Source organism: Alicyclobacillus sp. SP_1 (assembly GCF_024706985.1).
Classification (GTDB): Bacteria; Bacillota; Bacilli; order Alicyclobacillales; family Alicyclobacillaceae; genus Alicyclobacillus_I.
In genome coordinates, this window is the sequence record NZ_JAMCCX010000012.1 from 64,923 (window position 1) to 83,171 (window position 18,249).

The 18,249-nt window shown below is 53.2% G+C and carries 16 protein-coding genes; all 16 read right to left on the reverse strand.

The window, feature by feature from the left end:
* Positions 1-94 precede the first annotated feature (94 nt).
* The gene (locus M4I36_RS02805) at positions 95-1,753 is read right to left on the reverse strand and encodes a ribonuclease J (RefSeq protein WP_258110133.1); all 1,659 of its coding nucleotides are present in this window, start codon (positions 1,751-1,753) and stop codon (positions 95-97) included.
* Positions 1,754-2,200: 447 nt separating this feature from the next.
* Positions 2,201-3,088: a 4-hydroxy-tetrahydrodipicolinate synthase gene (gene dapA / locus M4I36_RS02810; RefSeq protein ID WP_258110134.1), complete on the reverse strand. Its 888-nt coding sequence runs from the start codon at positions 3,086-3,088 to the stop codon at positions 2,201-2,203.
* A gap of 46 nt (positions 3,089-3,134) precedes the next feature.
* Positions 3,135-4,349 (reverse strand): aspartate kinase, encoded by a 1,215-nt coding sequence (dapG, locus tag M4I36_RS02815; RefSeq protein WP_258110135.1) that lies wholly within the window; start codon positions 4,347-4,349, stop codon positions 3,135-3,137.
* 113 nt (positions 4,350-4,462) lie between these two features.
* Entirely contained in the window at positions 4,463-5,485 is a 1,023-nt protein-coding gene (locus tag M4I36_RS02820; protein ID WP_258110136.1) for an aspartate-semialdehyde dehydrogenase, read from the reverse strand.
* 24 nt (positions 5,486-5,509) lie between these two features.
* Positions 5,510-6,115, reverse strand: coding sequence for a dipicolinate synthase subunit B (locus M4I36_RS02825; protein ID WP_258110137.1), 606 nt, complete (start codon positions 6,113-6,115; stop codon positions 5,510-5,512).
* Positions 6,112-7,020, reverse strand: coding sequence for a dipicolinate synthase subunit DpsA (gene dpsA / locus M4I36_RS02830; protein ID WP_258110138.1), 909 nt, complete (start codon positions 7,018-7,020; stop codon positions 6,112-6,114). Before dpsA ends, M4I36_RS02825 begins: the two co-directional genes overlap by 4 nt.
* 151 nt (positions 7,021-7,171) lie before the next feature.
* On the reverse strand, positions 7,172-7,639 hold the full coding sequence (dut, locus tag M4I36_RS02835; RefSeq protein WP_258110139.1) for a dUTP diphosphatase: 468 nt from the start codon (positions 7,637-7,639) through the stop codon (positions 7,172-7,174).
* On the reverse strand, positions 7,636-8,901 hold the full coding sequence (locus M4I36_RS02840) for a M16 family metallopeptidase (RefSeq protein WP_258110140.1): 1,266 nt from the start codon (positions 8,899-8,901) through the stop codon (positions 7,636-7,638). Before M4I36_RS02840 ends, dut begins: the two co-directional genes overlap by 4 nt.
* Positions 8,902-8,975: 74 nt before the next feature.
* Positions 8,976-9,962 carry a polysaccharide deacetylase family protein gene (locus M4I36_RS02845; RefSeq protein ID WP_258110142.1) on the reverse strand — a complete coding sequence of 329 codons (987 nt, stop codon included), beginning with the start codon at positions 9,960-9,962 and terminating at the stop codon, positions 8,976-8,978.
* A 197-nt stretch (positions 9,963-10,159) separates the two neighbouring features.
* Entirely contained in the window at positions 10,160-12,253 is a 2,094-nt protein-coding gene (gene pnp / locus M4I36_RS02850; RefSeq protein ID WP_258110143.1) for a polyribonucleotide nucleotidyltransferase, read from the reverse strand.
* Between the two features lie 93 nt (positions 12,254-12,346).
* Positions 12,347-12,613: a 30S ribosomal protein S15 gene (gene rpsO / locus M4I36_RS02855; protein WP_258110144.1), complete on the reverse strand. Its 267-nt coding sequence runs from the start codon at positions 12,611-12,613 to the stop codon at positions 12,347-12,349.
* A gap of 232 nt (positions 12,614-12,845) precedes the next feature.
* Positions 12,846-13,796, reverse strand: a complete 951-nt coding sequence (locus M4I36_RS02860; protein WP_258110146.1) for a bifunctional riboflavin kinase/FAD synthetase — start codon at positions 13,794-13,796, stop codon at positions 12,846-12,848.
* A gap of 3 nt (positions 13,797-13,799) precedes the next feature.
* Positions 13,800-14,744 carry a tRNA pseudouridine(55) synthase TruB gene (gene truB / locus M4I36_RS02865; RefSeq protein ID WP_258110152.1) on the reverse strand — a complete coding sequence of 315 codons (945 nt, stop codon included), beginning with the start codon at positions 14,742-14,744 and terminating at the stop codon, positions 13,800-13,802.
* Positions 14,744-15,748 (reverse strand): DHH family phosphoesterase, encoded by a 1,005-nt coding sequence (locus tag M4I36_RS02870; RefSeq protein ID WP_258110147.1) that lies wholly within the window; start codon positions 15,746-15,748, stop codon positions 14,744-14,746. The genes truB and M4I36_RS02870 overlap by 1 nt, the downstream gene beginning before the upstream one ends.
* 11 nt (positions 15,749-15,759) lie before the next feature.
* The gene (gene rbfA / locus M4I36_RS02875) at positions 15,760-16,161 is read right to left on the reverse strand and encodes a 30S ribosome-binding factor RbfA (RefSeq protein WP_258110148.1); all 402 of its coding nucleotides are present in this window, start codon (positions 16,159-16,161) and stop codon (positions 15,760-15,762) included.
* Between the two features lie 37 nt (positions 16,162-16,198).
* The coding region (gene infB / locus M4I36_RS02880) for a translation initiation factor IF-2 (RefSeq protein WP_308660985.1) at positions 16,199-18,249 on the reverse strand (2,051 nt) is incomplete at its 5' end.

Below are 18,249 nucleotides of genomic sequence, written 5' to 3' on the forward strand. Positions count from 1 at the left end.
GCGATTTCGCCAGTCAAGGCGCAATCGCAGCGTAGCAAGTAGGTCTGAACATAGAACAAGCAGACCCGGAAACTGGGCTCGCATGAAGGAGAGATTAGGCCTCCATGATGATGGGCAAAATCATCGGGCGTCTCCTCGTCTGTTCGAACAAAAAGCGTCCCAAAGTATCTCGGACTGCTGTCTTCAGAGACGACCACTCGCTGATATTGTCCGAAACAAGCCGCCCCAAGGTCGACTCCACCAATTTATTGGCCTCATCAAGCAAAGCTTCTGACTCGCGAACATAGACAAAGCCGCGAGAGATAATGTCCGGGCCCGACAAGATAGCTCCCGTTGCTTTTGATAGCGTGATGACAACAACGAGAATCCCATCTTGCGACAACAATTTCCTGTCTCTGAGGACAATATTCCCGACATCTCCCACGCCAAGTCCATCAATCATAACCGTTCCTGCAGGAACTTTGCCTCCTAGACGTCCCCGAGAATTCTCGAATTCCACGACATCTCCCAACTCCGTGATGAAGATGTTCTCGGCTGGAACGCCGACTTCTACGGCGAGGTTGGCATGCGTCCTCTGCATCCGAAATTCTCCGTGAACGGGCATGAAAAACTTTGGCTTCGTTAGGTTGAGCATCAGTTTCAATTCTTCTTGGCTGCCATGGCCAGAGACATGAACACCTTGATAAATGACGTTTGCCCCTGCTTTAAACAATTGATCAATGGTGCGTGACACATACTTCTCGTTTCCGGGAATAGGATTGGACGCGAGAATGACCGTGTCTCCAGGGACGATTTCCACTTTCCGATGAGCTGCCCGCGCCATCCGCGTCAACGCAGACATCGGCTCACCCTGACTGCCAGTGGAGAGAATGAGCAACTTGTCAGGCGGCATTTTGCCGATGTCATCGGGATCGATAAGAGTGGTTGGTTGCACTTGTAAATATCCCAACTGTGTAGCCGTTTGAAGATTATTCACCATGCTGCGCCCGACGACGGCAACTTTGCGTTCATAGCGCTCCGCAGACTGAATGACCTGTTGAATGCGGTGGATATTTGAAGCAAATGTGGACAAAATGATTCGTCCGGGAGCCTGACTCACCAAGTGGTCCAAAGTTTTCCCCACCGACTTTTCGGACGGAGTGAAACCCGGGCGCTCCGCGTTAGTACTGTCCGCAACCAGCACGAGAACGCCTTCGCGGGCATACCCAGCCAACTTCCCAAAGTCGAATTGATGCCCGTCGACAGGCGTTTGATCGATTTTGAAGTCGCCTGTATGAACCACTAATCCTTCCGGCGTACGAATCGCAAAACCGACCGTGTCGGGGATGGAGTGATTCACCTCGAACGAGCTGATTTCGAAAACGCCGGCACGAACCGATGCCTGTGACGGCATGACATGCAATTTCACCGTGTCGAGAAGATTGTGCTCGCGCAACTTGTTCTCAATCAGGCCGAGTGTCAGGCGAGTACCGTACACTGGGACGTTCAGTGACTTGAGGATATAAGGCAATCCGCCAATGTGATCCTCATGACCATGGGTGACAAAAATCCCTCTTATTTTGTCCTTGTTTTCCACCAAAAAAGAAATATCAGGAATGACAATGTCCACCCCAAGCATGTCTTCCTCCGGGAACTTTAACCCGGCATCCACAACCATCATGTCATTTCCATACCAGTACAGAGTCATATTTTTCCCGATTTCCCTAACGCCACCCAGTGGCACGATGGCCAACCTTGACTTTCCTTTCGACACTCATCAACACCTCCGCATAAAAATAACCATCGTCGAGCGATGGTTGTACATCCTCAACTTTTCTCGATTTAACATCCGACAGTGATTGTTACGCTGCTATTTTCCACGCATTCGCGCTAGACCTCAAAGTCACTCGCAAAATGGCAATAAGAAACAGGGATACGCTGCACGAGCAGGAATCCTAGAACGCACGATTCGCTTAGCCACACCGAAACAACTTTTGGCCAACACTACGAAACCGACGGCGTCCCCGCGCGATTCGAGCGATGATTCGTTCTTTGAACTTCAAAGCCGCACCAGTCACTGTGACCATATTATAACCGCATATCGCCAGTTGCACAACCAAAAGGATGGCCTCTCGCAGAGACCATCCTCTCGCTTCAGTGCATATGCATGCGCCAACAGCTACTACTGCTCAAGCGCTATAACCACACCATCCGTCATCGCTCAGTTAGACGCAACCGGATGAAAACGGCTCAGTTCAGAAAGCACATGCCGGGAAATCGATTCATCCGGCCAGGTCACTGGCAGTCTTACCCCTCCGACCGCTAAACCAAGAGACTGAAGGGCGACCTTTAATGGCCCAGGACTGGGACTGGAGAAAAGTACCTCAAACATAGGCAAAAGTCGCGCAGCAGTGGTGGCAGCGTCCAATGTTCTTCCTTCGAGATAGGCAGATATCATATCCGTCATTTCCCGGCCCACCACATGTGATGCAACGCTGACCACTCCGTAACCACCCACTGAAAGCATTGGCAACGTCAGTTTATCATCGCCGGAATACAGAAAAAAATCGTCACTTTTCATCGCAGCGAGGCGTAAAATTTGCGCCATGTCTGGAGTGGCCTCTTTGACGCCGACGATGTTCGGAATGGAAGCAAGGCGCAGAACCGTTGAAACATCCAAATTGGACGACGTCCGAGTCGGCACATTGTAGAGAAGAATGGGCACAGACACCGCTTCTGCCACTGCGGAAAAATGCGCAAACATCCCATCTCCATTAGGTCGATTGTAGTAAGGTGCCACGACCAAGAGACCATCTGCACCAACTTGGCAGGCTTCTTTGGAAAGTTGAACCGAAGAAGCCGTGTCATTCGTACCAGAACCCATCAATACAGGAACACGTCCGTCGACGGCCCTTAGTGTCCACTCCAACAGCCTCAATTTTTCGTCATGAGACAATGTGGGTGACTCTCCCGTCGTGCCAGAAACGACAATCGCCGTTGTTCCCGTCTCTATCAAGTGACGGACGAGCGCATCCAAGCCGTCCTTGCTCAATTCACCCGAATCATTGAAAGGAGTGACCATCGCCGTCACCAATCGTCCAAAATTCACGCATATCACCTCATTCGTCAACCTGCCAAAATACCTTCCCAAAAACTCATACAAAAACCCGTTCGCCAAGACGAAAAGCTTGATGAAGAGCGCGCACTGCCTGCTCCATCTGCTCTTGGCGGACCAAACACCACATGGTCGTATGAGAGTCCGCAAATTGCAAGATTTCTATCTGTTCCTCCGCAAGTGCCGTTGCAATGCGAGCCATGATTCCTGGCGTTCCCGCAATCCCGGCGCCGACACACGAGACCTTCGCACAACTGGGGATGTAAGAAACTTGGTGCCCCGCCTGCTCCAAAACCGAGATAGCTAAGTTCGCCTTCGCGTCTGGGACCGTATACATAACCCGGCCCTCGCAAACGGAGATGAAATCGACTGAAATCCCATGATTCGCCATAAGCTGAAAAACTTCCGCGCCTTTGGCTCCCGTCGCAGATATCTCTAGCCGGGTCACGTTGGCAGTTTGTGTCACACCTGTAATCGGCCGATCCGTCACGATACTTGTTTCCAACAAGGCCAAAGCGCTGGTCACGAGCGTACCTTCATCTTCCGACGCAGTGCTACGAACACGGATGGGAATGTTTTTCTGCATGGCAATTTCCACCGCTCGCGGGTGAATCACTTTTGCGCCTTGATATGCGAGATTACAAATTTCCGTATACGTGACCTGACGAATCTGTCGGGCGTCTTCGACAATCCGCGGATCCGCCGTCATGATTCCTTCGACATCTGTGAAAATATCCACGTACTCCGCACCGAGAGCGACGCCTAGGGCCGTCGCAGTCGTGTCACTGCCGCCACGTCCGAGTGTCGTCACTTCACCATGGACCGTCGCGCCTTGAAAGCCCATGACGACCACGATGTTACCCTGCTCCAACTCGCTCAAAATGCGACCGGGGTGAATTTCAAGAACACGTGCATTCGTATAGTCGTCATTCGTGACAATGCCTGCTTGCAATCCGTTCATGACCGTCACCGCATGACCCCGGCTACGCAGCAGTGTGGCGAATACGACAGACGAGATTGCTTCACCACATGACATAAGAATGGCTAGGTCCCGCTCTGTCACAGCCCCTGAATCTTCAGGGACGTCAAGCAAAGTGTCGGTCGCATACGGCTCTCCGCGACGCCCCATCGCCGAAACGACCACGACCACGCCGTAGCCAGCTTCTTTGGCCCGCTCAATGTGTTTCGCAGCGCAAATGCGCATTTCTTTCGCTGCAACCGAGGTGCCCCCGAACTTTTGAACCAAAATTTTCACGCAAGTCTTCGCCTCCGGTCATCCGTTCGCCTACCATGCACACAACCCTACCATGCACACAACCCTACCATGCACCCAACCCTACCATGCACACCCGTTGAAATGTTCGGCGCTTAAACAAGCATCTCAGCAATTTGGACGGCGTTGTACGCCGCCCCTTTCAGCAAATTGTCCGCCACAATGAACATATGGACAACATTGGGCCGGTCGAGGTCTTGGCGGATTCGCCCAACAAATGTCAGTCCACTTCCCTCAGCCATGCGGGGATGGGGAAATAAAGACTCGCCTGGACGGTCTACCACTTGGACACCAGGAGCAGATTCAAGAGCTGTCCGCACTTCTGTTGCCGTCACTGGCGACGAAAAGGTAACCTCGACAGACTCCGAATGACCGTATACGACGGGCACGCGAACAGCCGTCGGTGCCAAAGACAAGGAAGGCATTTCAAGGATTTTCCTAGGCTCGTGGACCAGTTTCATCTCTTCCCTCGTATATCCATTCTCCAGAAAAGAGTCGCATTGAGGCAACACATTGAATGCCATCGGCACATGCGATTCCGAGGATACTGTTGGAAAGAGTGTCGTCTTGTCCTCAGTACGAGGTGCAGAAACCTCTTCCAGAAGAGCATCAATCGCCTTTTGTCCCATACCACTCACCGCCTGATACGTGGAAATCGTGACATGTTTCAACCCGTAACGACGAAGTGGACTCAAAGCGACCACAAGTTGAATCGTAGAACAGTTTGGATTCGCAATAATGCCGCGGTGGTTGGCCAGCGCATGAGGATTCACCTCCGGCACGACGAGCGGCACCCCATCCTCAAGTCGAAAGGCGCTGCTGTTGTCAATCACCACCGCACCCGACTCAACCGCGAGTGGGGCGTATCGTCTCGATGCATCCGCTCCTGCACTGAACAGCGCCACGTCTATATCGGTAAACACTTCTTCGTGCACGGCGACCACTTCCAACTGCGCACCTCGAAAGCTCATGGTTTGACCCGCGGAACGCGGCGACGCGATGAGCCGTAACTGCGCGACAGGAAAGTCCCTATCTTCCAGCACTCGCACCATGGCGCGTCCTACCGCCCCTGTGGCGCCAAAAATGGCCACACGGGAATTTCTTGATGTGCCATGCATGCGCGTCACTCCTCCACTCAACCCTCACTCAGCTCTCGACCGCTGCCAGCGCTCGATGAGAACCGGTTGCAACTGGGTCTTCTTTAGTGCCGCAGAAATCGTTTCGGGAACGAGATCCATCGCGGCTACAAGTGAATTCATTTTAACATGGGGAGCATCTTGACCATATGGCACGAAAAAAATATTTTTGGTATTCATCAGCTTCGCGATATTCAACATGTTGAGTCCAAGTCCATCATTCGTAGAAATCGCGAGGACGACTGGCCGATCGTTTCGCAGCGTCGATTTCGCTGCCATCAGCACGGGAGAATCCGTATTGGCCGCTGCAAATCGGGACAACGTACTGCCCGTGCACGGTGCAATGAGAAAGACGTCCAACTTCTTTTGCGGTCCAAGTGGCTCAGCTTCTGGAATCGAACGGATGGCTGAGACGCCAGCAACCTGTTCGATTTTCGCCGCCCACTCCCCCGCTTCTCCAAAGCGTGTACTGACCGTCTGGAGAGAATAAGAGAACACGGGAACAATCGCCGCACCGAGCGACTTTAACTGTTCCACAACGGGAAACACTTCTTCGTATGTGCAGTGACTTCCGGTGACACCAAAGCCGATAGTAATCCCGTCCAACCTCATACCGATTCCTCCTTCCAATTTTCCACAAGGTCATCCGCATTCATGAGTTCACAAACACTGGCTGCGATGATTTGACCCGCCGTCTTCGGAGCCACCATGCCGGGCAAGGACGGTGTCAAAATAGCCGTCATGCCACGCCTCTCGGCATAGCGAAAATCGGTACCGCCTGGTTTCGACGCGATATCGATAATGACGCAGTCGACTCTCATCTCTTTGAGCACAGATGCCGGCAAGACCATGCTGGGAATGGTATTAAAGACAATGTCGGCCCGTCGTACGCTTTCCACTAAGTCTCGCATCGGCCTCGCTACCATGCCCATTTCGCGAATTCGAGCGAGATCGTCCGGATGACGCGCACAAACTTCCACCTTGGCTCCGAGGGCGTGCAAGGTTCGTGCCAACGTACGCCCGCACCGGCCAAAGCCGAGCAACGTGACCAGCGACCCGTGGATGGTCACGCTCGTCTTTTCCATTGCCAACGCAATGGCTCCTTCAGCCGTAGGAATGGAATTCAAGATGGCGACATCATCTCGTTCCATCAGCCGAATCAAATCAAGATGAAATTTTTCCGCCCAGGAACTTAATTTGGACCCGGCAATTCCGGTGAAAATCTTAGTACCCGTGCGCATCTGACTGAAGTGGTGTTCTTCCAGACGAATCGGAGCGGTGGAGAATCGACTCGTCACCATACCGTCATCGTCCATTCCGGCCACCGGCAGGACAATCGCATCCGCCTGATGCAGTACGTCTTCTTTCAACTGTGCATGACTGGTATCCACAAATGACTCACGACACTTGTCAAAGCCAATAAGATGAACGCTCGCATCGTTGTCCACCACTTGCCGAATGACTTCTAGCTGACGCAAGTCTCCGCCAATAAAAACAAAGTGACGTCCGGTCAACATGCAAAACTCCCCCCTGCAGCCGCCTGCTGTACCCTATGAAGCGACATTCGCCTGGGTGCAGACAAAAAACTGTGTTCCCGAAAGGGAACACAGTCCACTTCAATTTCAGTGTGCGTTTTGACATCTCGATGTCTGGGTGTTTCAACCGATATCACACACCCGTCGACCCAAATCCACCTTCGCCGCGCGCCGTGACACGTAAAGCAGTGGCTTGAATCCACTCAGCGCGGTAAATCGGCATGAAGACTAACTGGGCGATCCGGTCGCCTGGCTTTACCACCACAGGAGTTTCTCCGAAATTTTGCAACAGGACTTGAAGTTCACCCGTGTAATCCCGGTCGATGACGCCAACTCCATTTGGCAAACTCAATCCATGCCTCCAAGCCAATCCACTGCGAGCGAAGACCAATCCGACCATCTCGAGGTTCGGCATTTCAATCGCCAGTCCGGTCGGAACCTTTTGGCGTTGCCCGGGCGCAAAGGAAATGTCGCTGGAACAGCAGGCGTGAAGATCCATCCCTGCCGACTCACTGGTTGCATAGTTCGGCAAATACTTCATTTCGAACCAGGGCGACACAATCTGGTACTTGACGGAGATGGATGCACTGGATTCATTCATGATACGGGTGCCCACTGCATGCCTGACACAATCATAGACTCTTCGATAGGCCCGACCGCCGAAACTGCAAAGGGGTGTTTCAATACCGTTTTCGCCACCCGCAAAATATCGCTTACCGTCACTCGCTCAATGGCCTGCAGAGTCTCTTCGATTGGAATCATTCGACCCAACAGCAATTCGTTCTTGCCGAGCCGACTCATGCGACTACTCGTGCTCTCCAGTCCCAACATCATGGAGCCCTTCAACTGTTCTTTACCTTTTTCGAGCTCGTGTTCCGTCATTCCGTCAACGGCAAACGACTCCACGCACTCTCCGATTAAACGCAACACCTCTTCAACATTTTCCGGGGACGTACCGGCATAGATACCAAACATCCCACAGTCCCGATAAGACGAGTGGTAGGAAAATACCGAATATGCCATGCCGCGTTCTTCGCGTATCTCTTGAAAAAGTCGCGACGACGGATTGTTACCGAGCGCATTGTTCAGCAAAATCAGAGCAAACATATCTTCATGGCCCGCAGGAAGGCCCGGAGATGCGAGAGCTACATGTACCTGCTCAATATCTTTAGAACGCACGGAGACAGACGTGGAGAACTTTGGTGAGACGATTGCGCCAGTCCTTGTTGACCCGGAATTGGAAGGGTGAAACGTCTGCTCCAAGACCTCAATCGCTCGCTCCCGCGACACATTGCCAGCGACGGAAATGACAATGTCTTCGGGGCGATAGTGTTCGGCAATGTAATCAACGAGATCGTTTCGAGAAAAATTGCGAAGGTTCTCTTCTTCACCGAGAATTGTGTATCCGAGCGGATGCTCACCGTATACTCCTTGAGCCAACATGTCCATCACCAGTTCATCCGGTGTATCCTCGTACATCCGTATTTCTTCAATGACCACGCGCCGTTCCTTATCAATCTCTTCTGCTGCAAAGGTACTATTCTGAATCATGTCCGCTAAAGTGTCTACCGCCACCGAAAAATGCTCGTCGAGAACGCGCGAATAAAAGCAGGTATATTCTTTGGACGTAAAAGCGTTGACCTGCCCACCCAACCCATCAAACACTTCGGCGAGCGCCTTCGCGGAATATCGTTGAGTTCCCTTAAAGAACATGTGCTCCAAGAAATGGCTAACACCGTTGTTTTGACGCGTCTCAAATCGAGACCCTGTTCCTACCCATATGCCAATGGCAACCGACCGTAAAAACGGAATTTCTTCTCCCACGACTCGAATACCGCAAGACAATTGATGTCGATAGCTCACGCGTTGTGCCTCCTCAACCCCGCACACCTAAATAGGTGGCAAGCCTATCCGTCACTATACCAAATCATTCCGAATCACTTCAACCCACCAGGATGTAGCGCCAAAGTCTCTGGCGGTTTGACCGATGGTTTCTCCTCAACGACATCAGTGACCGTCTTCAAGGTGTACCCTTTGTCTCGCACCATGCGAATCAACTGCGGCAGAGCCTCTGCTGTGGACCGGGTAGGGTGCATCAAGATGAGCGCTCCGGGCGTCAAATGGTTTCGCACGCGCGCCAAAATAACGTCCGGCTGAGGCTTTTTCCAGTCAATGGTATCTGCAGTCCACAGAATGACATGCATATGACGATCCGCTGCTAAACGCACGAGACGCCCATCGTAACTTCCAGACGGAGGAGCAATGAGAGAGCACTGGACGCCAAGTCGGGTATTCAAAATCGTATTCGTCACATCCAACTGGCGCGCCAAACGGTCCTCGGTCAGCGTCTTAAAGTCCGGATGTCCAGTTCCGTGACTGCCAACATCCTGCCCTTCTTCAACAATATGGCGCGCCATCTGCAAATGACTTTTCACCCATGCTCCATCGAGAAAAAACGTCGCCCGAACATTTTCCTTGTGCAACGTCTCCAACATTTTTGGAAGATACTCTTCTCCCCACGATACGTTAATCATGAGCGTTACCGATTTTTCTCCCGGTGAACCTCGATAGATAGAATCGGCTGGGAGCATCTTCAGAGACACTTTGGGCAAAGCGGAATTCCACACGAGATGAAGCTTTTGGTCTCTCGCTTGGCGCGTTGCCGCTTCTGTGGCCGGAACATTCAACATCCATCCCGACAGACCGGGGACATTGTGCCACACTGAATCGTGTTTTGCATCGGTCGGCTTCACTCCAAATTCCTCTTGAACTTTCGACAACTCGTTTAGGGAACTTTCTGATTTGGCAAGAGGGTGACTCTCTGCCGAAACTTTTCCCAACGCAAAGAAACTGCTCCAGGCACTTGCACTCGTCAGCAAAAGCGCAAAAGTCAAGCAGTTTCTTCTTCTATGAAACGATCTCATAAACCCTACCTCCTAGCCCGCTAACATCGGCTTCCTCGTGAGGTAGGGTGCCCGAACTTGCAAACTCCACTCGCCAAGTACACAAGTTTACAAAAACCCGCGCCAACAAACCTGGGTTTCGGATAACATGAACCACTTTCAAATCCGACGTCATCGCATCTCCCGGAAGACGCGATCTATCCGCGTGTAGAGACCCGTCAGGTCAAGGGCGCACTTTCCGGCTTGAGCGCCTCTTTGCGCGACAAGTTGAGTCGGCCCTGACCGTCAATCTCCGTAACCTTGACGGTCAAGGAATCACCCACTGCGCAGATATCCTCTACTTTATTGACGCGTCCGACATCAAGCTGAGAAATGTGAACCAAGCCTTCCTTCCCAGGAAGAACTTCCACGAACGCCCCATACTTCTCCACTCGAGTGACTTTGCCCACGTAAATTTGTCCAACTTCTACTTCGCGCACGATGTTTTCTACCATTTCGCGCGCCTTTTCGGCCATTTCTGAATCCGTACCATGAATGAACACGCGGCCGTCTTGTTCAATATCAATCTTCACGCCCGTCTCGTCAATGATTTTATTGATGACGCGCCCACCCGGTCCAATGACGTCTCGAATTTTATCGGGATTGATGCGAACCGTCATCACTCGCGGCGCGTAGCGAGACAACTCATTGCGCGGCTCTGAGATGGCTTGCAGCATTTTGTCCAAAATATGCATGCGCCCAACACGCGCCTGCTGCAACGCCCTCTCCAAAATATCGCGGTGAATCCCGTCGATTTTAATGTCCATTTGGAGAGCAGTGACGCCCTTTGCCGTTCCAGCGACTTTGAAATCCATGTCTCCCAAATGGTCTTCCAATCCCTGGATGTCTGTCAACACAGCCACATCGTCTCCATCTTTGACGAGACCCATGGCGATACCCGCAACCGGCGCCTTAATGGGCACACCAGCATCCATCAGAGCCATCGTACTCCCGCAAATGCTGGCCTGGGAAGTTGAGCCATTGGACTCTAGAATCTCCGACACTACACGTATCGCATACGGAAACTCTTCTGGCGAGGGAATGACAACATCCAAAGCTCTCTCACCCAGTGCACCATGACCAATGTCTCGCCGACTCGGAGCGCGGAGCGGCCTCGCTTCCCCAACGCTGAAAGGTGGAAAATTGTAGTGATGCATGTAGCGATTAGAGGCTTCAACTTCCAACCCGTCGAGAATTTGTTCGTCTCCCATAGCACCCAAGGTACATACGGACAAGGCTTGTGTCTGGCCGCGAGTGAACAACCCACTTCCGTGAGCTCGCGGCAAAACTCCAACTTCACAACTGATGGGGCGAATTTCGTCCAAACGGCGGCCATCCGGGCGAATGCCATCTTTTAAAATGGCGCCACGCACTTCCTCTTTCAAGATGTCGTGAAGAACCTCATCGATGTTCTTTACATCATCCGGGAACTGCTCCAGTAGTTGCCTTTTGACCTCCTCGTTCACCGCTTCAATGGCTGCCTCTCGCGCGAGCTTGTCCGCATTTCGCACAGCCAAGCGAATTTGGTCTCCGACCGCTTGCCGCACGGCTTTCACAATCTCCGACGGTACTTGATGCAATTTGACTTCCCGCTTGACAACTCCAACCTTTGCGGCGAATTGCTCAATTTCATGAATTATTTTTTGGATGTTACTGTGTCCAAACAAAATAGCGTCCAGCATGACTTCTTCGGGAATTTCTTGCGCTCCCGCTTCCACCATCACCACAGCATCTTTGGTTCCCGCGACCACCAAGTGCATCGCACTGTTAGCCGCTTCTGAAACCGTCGGATTCAACACGAACTGACCATTCAGCATGCCCACGACCACGCCCGCAATCGGTCCATCAAACGGAATGTCGGATACGGTCAAAGCAGCCGAAGTGCCAATCATCGCAGTGACTTCCGGAGCACAGTCTTGGTCTACCGACATGACCAAGTCTACTACTTGGACATCGTTTCGAAATCCTTCGGGGAACAGCGGGCGAATCGGACGGTCAATCAACCGAGAGGCCAAAATAGCTCGCTCGCTAGGTCGCCCTTCTCGTTTGATAAACCCACCTGGAATTTTGCCCACAGCGTAAAGACGCTCTTCATAATTGACGGTCAGCGGGAAAAAATCCAAATCTTTCGGTTCGTTCGATGCCGTGACGGTGCACAAAATCATTGTGTCGCCGTAGCGCACATCAACGGCACCAGTAGCCTGCTTTGCTAACTTACCAGTTTCCATCACAAACGGACGCCCGGCTAACATAAACTCATGTCTGACAACCATAGAAAACGGCCAACCTCCCTGCAATTCTCGAATAAACGCGGATACACCACCGATATGTAAAAGAAGCGGGCCGAAGCCCGCCAGGTGGAAGTGCTATCTACGCAGCCCCAACGACTGAATCAATTCGCGATAACGATTCACGTCTTTATTCCTGAGATAATTCAACAAATTGCGTCGATGTCCAATCATCTTATAAAGACCGCGCCGCGAATGATGATCTTTCTTGTGCTCACGAAAATGCTCGGTCAAATAAGAAATTTTTTGAGTTAAGATGGCAATCTGGACTTCCGGGCTACCCGTGTCCCCTTCATGCAATTGATATTTTTCCACAATTTCTTTCTTCTGCTCATTCGTCAACATATCAAACACTCCTCCAAATTCATACCCCGAAATCCCTGTGACGAAGTCGGCGTTTGGAGCGAACGCTCCACTGCGACACAGTTCCTTGCGCCGGGTGCTACGTGCAAAGGTGCACTTCCTCATCATAACACACGGAATTGCAAGCCACAACACAACGGACTCTCCAACTCCCTGGGTCGAACGTGCGTGTCAAGCGCAATATTTTATAGAAAAAGACTTCCTTGACGACAACCTACTCTTGCAGTGACGACAAACCGAGCATTATTCTCGCCATGAGACAGTCCTGTCGAATCTGTTGCGTCAATTCAGAAAGGCTAGCAAATTTCATTTCGTCGCGCAGTCGCCTCAGTAGAGAAACACGCAATTGTTTCCCGTATAAATCTCCTGAGTAATCGAGAAGATGGACTTCCAATCGCCGCGACAATCCGTTCACCGTTGGACGAATCCCCAAGTTGGCCACGCCAAACCAATTTCGACCCGGCTCATGGACGGACGTATCCACACTCACGGCGTACACCCCATTTTTCGGCAGAACATAGTCATCGATGCCGCCGATATTCGCGGTCGGAAATCCGATAGTCCGACCGCGAGCATCGCCGTGTTCGACCACCCCTGTCAGCGAATAGGCACGGCCGAGAAGCGCTTCGGCAGCTTCGACGCGACCCGCGAGCAAATGATCGCGAATGTTCGACGACGAGACTTTGACCCCATTCTCCTCGACATGATGCACCACGTGTACGGGAACTCGGATGGTACTCGCCAAGCTTTTTAAATCTTCGACAGTCGCCTGTCCACCGCGACCAAACCGAAAATCCGCACCGACGACTATCGACTTTGCACCCAAGCGCTTCAGGTGTTCACGCACGAACGTCTCTGCGGTCACATTCGCATAGGCGGCATCGAATTGAATGAGGAACAAAGCCTCGACCCCAAACTGCTCCAGAAGCCGACTCTTGTCCCGCTCCGGCGTCAGCCACGTTCGATACCGTTCATCCCCCGTCAATACATAGACCGGATGTGGGGTGAAACTTACCACCGCGAGCTCGCTTTGGTTATGGGCGAGCGAGCGAGCTTGATGAAGAATCGCTTGATGACCAATGTGAACCCCGTCAAATTTACCGATGGCCAGCACGTAGGAGCCTTTCTCTTCCTGAGGAATCCCTTGAACAGACACAACGCGCATCGTTCAACCCACCTCTTTCCAAAACACTTTCATCGGACGCATGCGCGTGCGGCCCTGCAACGCATCGAATCCGTCTGGATTCGCCGCGAAAACAGCTTCCACCACGGCAACCAAGTTTCCATCGCACGTAGCAAGGGCAACCGTTTCCGGAGCAAGCTCTGGCCCATCCGTTGGCCAGTCTACGTGTTGGCCTTTAGAGAGAGCCTCGGCCACAGCAACGGTCACTGCCACTTGCGGCATATTCGACAGGCAATCCACTGGACGTCGCAGGTAATCCACCGGGTTATCGGACTCAAGCAACGTGTCAAGCGGAACACATTCGTCTAAGCGAATGCATCCAGACTGCACGCGGCGCAGAGTCGTCAGGTGAGCAGGAACACCGAGAGCTTCTCCGAGGTCACGGCAGAGCGACCGAATATAGGTACCCTTCGAACAGCGCACGTAAAACGAAAGCGCCACCGTGTCGTCCTGCATCATGTGCAGACCATCCACAGTGAATTCAAAAATGTCAACCCAGCGAGTCGGCAAATCCACACGGATGTCGGCGCGCGCCAACTCATAGGCTCGCTTCCCCCCGATGTGCACCGCAGAATACGATGGAATGCGTTGACAAATGTGACCGCGGAAAGCCGTGAGGGCCGGTTCAATCTCGCTCAAAGTCAATTTCGTTGCGTCTGCCGTCGCAGTGACCCTACCCTCGGCGTCATCCGTGTCAGTACCCACACCAAAGAGCATCGTGCCCACGTACGCCTTCTCGTCAGCCGAGAGGTATTCCACAAGCCTCGTAGAGTCCCCGACACAGAGAACAAGAACGCCTGTCGCAGCGGGATCGAGCGTCCCTGCGTGACCAATGCGGCGAATTCCGAGACGGCGGCGAACCGAGAGGACAACGTCGTGCGATGTCAGTCCTGATGGTTTGTCCACACAGAGCACGCCAGACACCGCCATCACACGCGCGCCTCATCTAAAGCGCGTTCCACAGCGGTAAAAATTTGCTCCATGGCGTCTTCCAGAGTCGTCTCCAGCGTACACCCGGCGGCGCGGATGTGACCGCCTCCACCGAACCGCTGGGCGACTTCCGACACGTCAACCCGGCGTTTGGAGCGGAGCGAAACTTTGACCTGTTGGAGCGGGGTTTCACGAAAGAGAATGCCCACCTCGACCGTGTCTATCGAACGCGCAAAACCAACCAGTCCCTCGACATCATCCTCTTCAGCACCCGCACCTTCAATCATTCCACGGGTGACATAGAGGGCCGCATACCTGCCATCCTCCGAGACCGTCAAGTTCGACAAAGCCATCTGCAGAAGATGCATCTGTTCGGCCGATCGCGCTTCCAGAGCGGGTTCCGCGATGTCGTAAGGACGCACACCCGACATCAAAAGCTCCGCCGCAATTTGATAGACTTCAGGGGTCGTGTTCGGTTGCACAAAACCAGCGGTATCCGTCAGAATCCCCGTGTACAGCGCAGCCGACAGCGGTTCGCTAAGCGGTACCTGCAGGGCTTTCGCCAAATGAAACAAAATTTCACACGTTGCTGCGGCGTCGGCATCGACGGCATTGGCCACTCCGAATCTTGGATTCGTGCGATGGTGGTCAACGTTCACCACGGTGGCGCCTTCAGCTACCACAAATTGAAGTGCGGCATACCGCGCTGCATCTGCACAATCCACTGCAACCACGTGCTGAAAGCGACCCGCATACTCGTCTGAAACAACCGTCGCTTTCGAGTAGTGTTCGAGGTAATCAAACCGTGCTGGCAACGGGGCTTCGACCATAAACGTCCAACGTTTTCCGATTTTTTCAAGCAGAAGAGACATGGCCAAGGCACTGCCGATGGCATCTCCGTCCGGACGCTCGTGTGTCACAATCAACCAATCATCATCGCGCAGAAGCGCCTCGGCAACCGCCTCGACATCTGCCAAACAGCGCGGTGCTGGGTTCCATGTCATAAAAAGTCCCCCTAGGACTTGGTGGATTTTTCAGATGGGCCATCCCCACTGTCGACGGACTCCCCGTCCGGCGCAACATCCAACGAGCGCAGCACCGTTTGAATGTGAGCACTGTACTCTCCAGACTCATCTAATTTGAAGACCAATTCTGGAGAAATTCGCAAGCGCAAACGCCGACCGACTTCCCCGCGAATGAAGCCACTCGCCTTCTGAAGGGCAGACATGGTCTGCCCTTTCGCTTGATTGTCCCCAAACACACTGATGTAGACTTTTGCGTGTTGTAAGTCGCCCGCCATATCGACACGCGTGACCGTGGCAAATCCTATTCCAGGATCTTTCAAATCGGAGCGCATCACATCCGCAATCTCTTTTTTCAGTTGCTCGCCAACCCTAGCAACCCGGATTTTACTCATGCGAGCTCCTCCATTCTCCTGACGGACCAGGACAAAATCAGTGCACTTTCAAAGCTTCCATTTTGAATGCCTCGACAATGTCGCCGAGTTTGATGTCATTGAATTTGTCTAACGTCACACCACATTCGAAGCCAGTTGCCACTTCGCGCGCATCGTCCTTAAATCGCTTCAGCGTGTCGAGCGCCCCTTCATACACCACCACACCATCGCGAATCAATCGCGCTTCGGCGTCCCGCGTCATCTTTCCGTCCGTCACATAGCAACCAGCCACGGTACCGACTTTGGAAATCGAAAACACTTGACGGACTTCGGCGTGGCCGAGAACCACTTCCTTATATTCGGGATCGAGCATTCCCTTCATGGCCGCTTCCAACTCTTCGATGACGTTGTAAATGACACGATACAAGCGAATGTCGACCTTCTCATTCTCTGCAGCACGCTTGGCGTTGACATCCGGGCGAACATGAAAGCCCAAAATGATGGCATTCGATGCGCTGGCAAGAGCTACATCCGACTCGGTGATAGCTCCGGCACCGCGATGAATGACTTTAATGCGAACGCCTTGAACATCAATTTTCGAAATTGAGCCGACCAATGCTTCGACAGACCCTTGAACATCAGCCTTCACAATGACGTTCAACTCTTTCATATTGCCTTCCTGAATCTGCCGATACAAGTCGTCCAAGGTCACGCGTGACGTGGTACTCATCGCTTCAACGCGCTCACGATTCAGCCTCTTTTGAACAAGAGCTCGAGCAGCGCGCTCGTCGTCATAGACCACGAACAAGTCGCCAGCACTCGGAACTTCGCTCAAACCCTGAATTTCGACTGGCATCGACGGTCCTGCTTCCTTCAGGCGCTTGCCTGTATCGTCGACCATCGCCCGAACCCGCCCGGAAGACGTACCTGCGACAACGACGTCGCCAATTTTCAGCGTACCGTTTTGCACGAGGACCGTTGCCACCGGGCCACGCCCTTTGTCCAGTTTGGCTTCAATCACCGTACCGCGCGGACGGCCGTGCGGATTGGCGCGCTGATCTGCCACATCCGCAACGAGCAACACCATTTCAAGAAGTTCCTCAAGGCCTTCCTTTTTCAGAGCTGAGATGTTGACGAAGATAGTATCTCCGCCCCATTCTTCCGACACGAGCCCGTACTGCGTCAATTCCTGCTTGACGCGGTCCGGGTTTGCATCCGGTTTATCCATCTTGTTCACGGCCACGATAATCGGCACGTTGGCCGCCTTGGCATGGTCAATGGCTTCCACCGTCTGCGGCATGACGCCATCGTCGGCGGCGACGACAAGAATGGTGACGTCCGTCACTTGTGCACCACGCGCCCGCATAGTTGTGAATGCTGCGTGACCCGGGGTGTCCAAAAACGTGATCGACCGACCTTTGACCTCGACTTGATAGGCTCCGATATGCTGCGTAATACCGCCCGACTCGGTGGCCGTCACGCGACTCGAGCGAATCGCGTCGAGGAGTGTGGTCTTACCGTGATCGACATGGCCCATAATCGTGACGACGGGCGGTCGCACGACCAAATCCTCAGCCTTGTCTTCTTCGACCAACATGTCGAGCGCTTCTTCATCGACCGGTTCGAGCACCGTCAATTGCACATTGTACTCGCCAGCAATGAGTTCCATCGCATCCGTGTCAATCTCCTGATTGATGGTGGCCATCACACCCAAAAACAGCAGTTTTTTGATGACTTCGGAAGGTTCCCGCTTCAGCAGCTTGCTGTATTCCGCAACAGTCATCGGTCCATCGACCGTCACCTGCGTTGGGAACTCGATGCGACGCGGTTCCCGCGCGCCGCCGCCACGCCGCCGCGAAGAACTGTTCCGAACCAACTTCTCCTCGTTGAACTGTTCCTTGCGGTCGCGCGGATGGTCATTGCGACTGCGCTCCCGGTCTTTGCGCGGTGCTGCTGCACCACCCTTTTGCGGCGCCGAGGCAACCACTGCCGCACCGCGACCGCCGTTGCCCGATCCGCTGCGTTGACCGCCGCCGTAGCCACCGCCACCGCCACCCGAACTGCGTTGACCGCCGCCGTAGCCACCGCCACTGCCGCCCGAACTGCGTT

Bases quoted from the DNA above. Each gene is read 5' to 3' on its own strand.
- M4I36_RS02845 (WP_258110142.1), bottom strand. From the start codon at position 9,962: ATGAGATCGTTTCATAGAAGAAGAAACTGCTTGACTTTTGCGCTTTTG.
- rpsO (WP_258110144.1), bottom strand. From the start codon at position 12,613: ATGTTGACGAATGAGCAGAAGAAAGAAATTGTGGAAAAATATCAATTG.
- truB (WP_258110152.1), bottom strand. From the start codon at position 14,744: ATGGCGGTGTCTGGCGTGCTCTGTGTGGACAAACCATCAGGACTGACA.
- pnp (WP_258110143.1), bottom strand. From the start codon at position 12,253: ATGGTTGTCAGACATGAGTTTATGTTAGCCGGGCGTCCGTTTGTGATG.
- M4I36_RS02870 (WP_258110147.1), bottom strand. From the start codon at position 15,748: ATGACATGGAACCCAGCACCGCGCTGTTTGGCAGATGTCGAGGCGGTT.
- dut (WP_258110139.1), bottom strand. From the start codon at position 7,639: ATGAATGAATCCAGTGCATCCATCTCCGTCAAGTACCAGATTGTGTCG.
- M4I36_RS02825 (WP_258110137.1), bottom strand. From the start codon at position 6,115: ATGAGGTTGGACGGGATTACTATCGGCTTTGGTGTCACCGGAAGTCAC.
- rbfA (WP_258110148.1), bottom strand. From the start codon at position 16,161: ATGAGTAAAATCCGGGTTGCTAGGGTTGGCGAGCAACTGAAAAAAGAG.
- M4I36_RS02860 (WP_258110146.1), bottom strand. From the start codon at position 13,796: ATGCGCGTTGTGTCTGTTCAAGGGATTCCTCAGGAAGAGAAAGGCTCC.
- M4I36_RS02820 (WP_258110136.1), bottom strand. From the start codon at position 5,485: ATGCATGGCACATCAAGAAATTCCCGTGTGGCCATTTTTGGCGCCACA.
- dpsA (WP_258110138.1), bottom strand. From the start codon at position 7,020: ATGTTGACCGGACGTCACTTTGTTTTTATTGGCGGAGACTTGCGTCAG.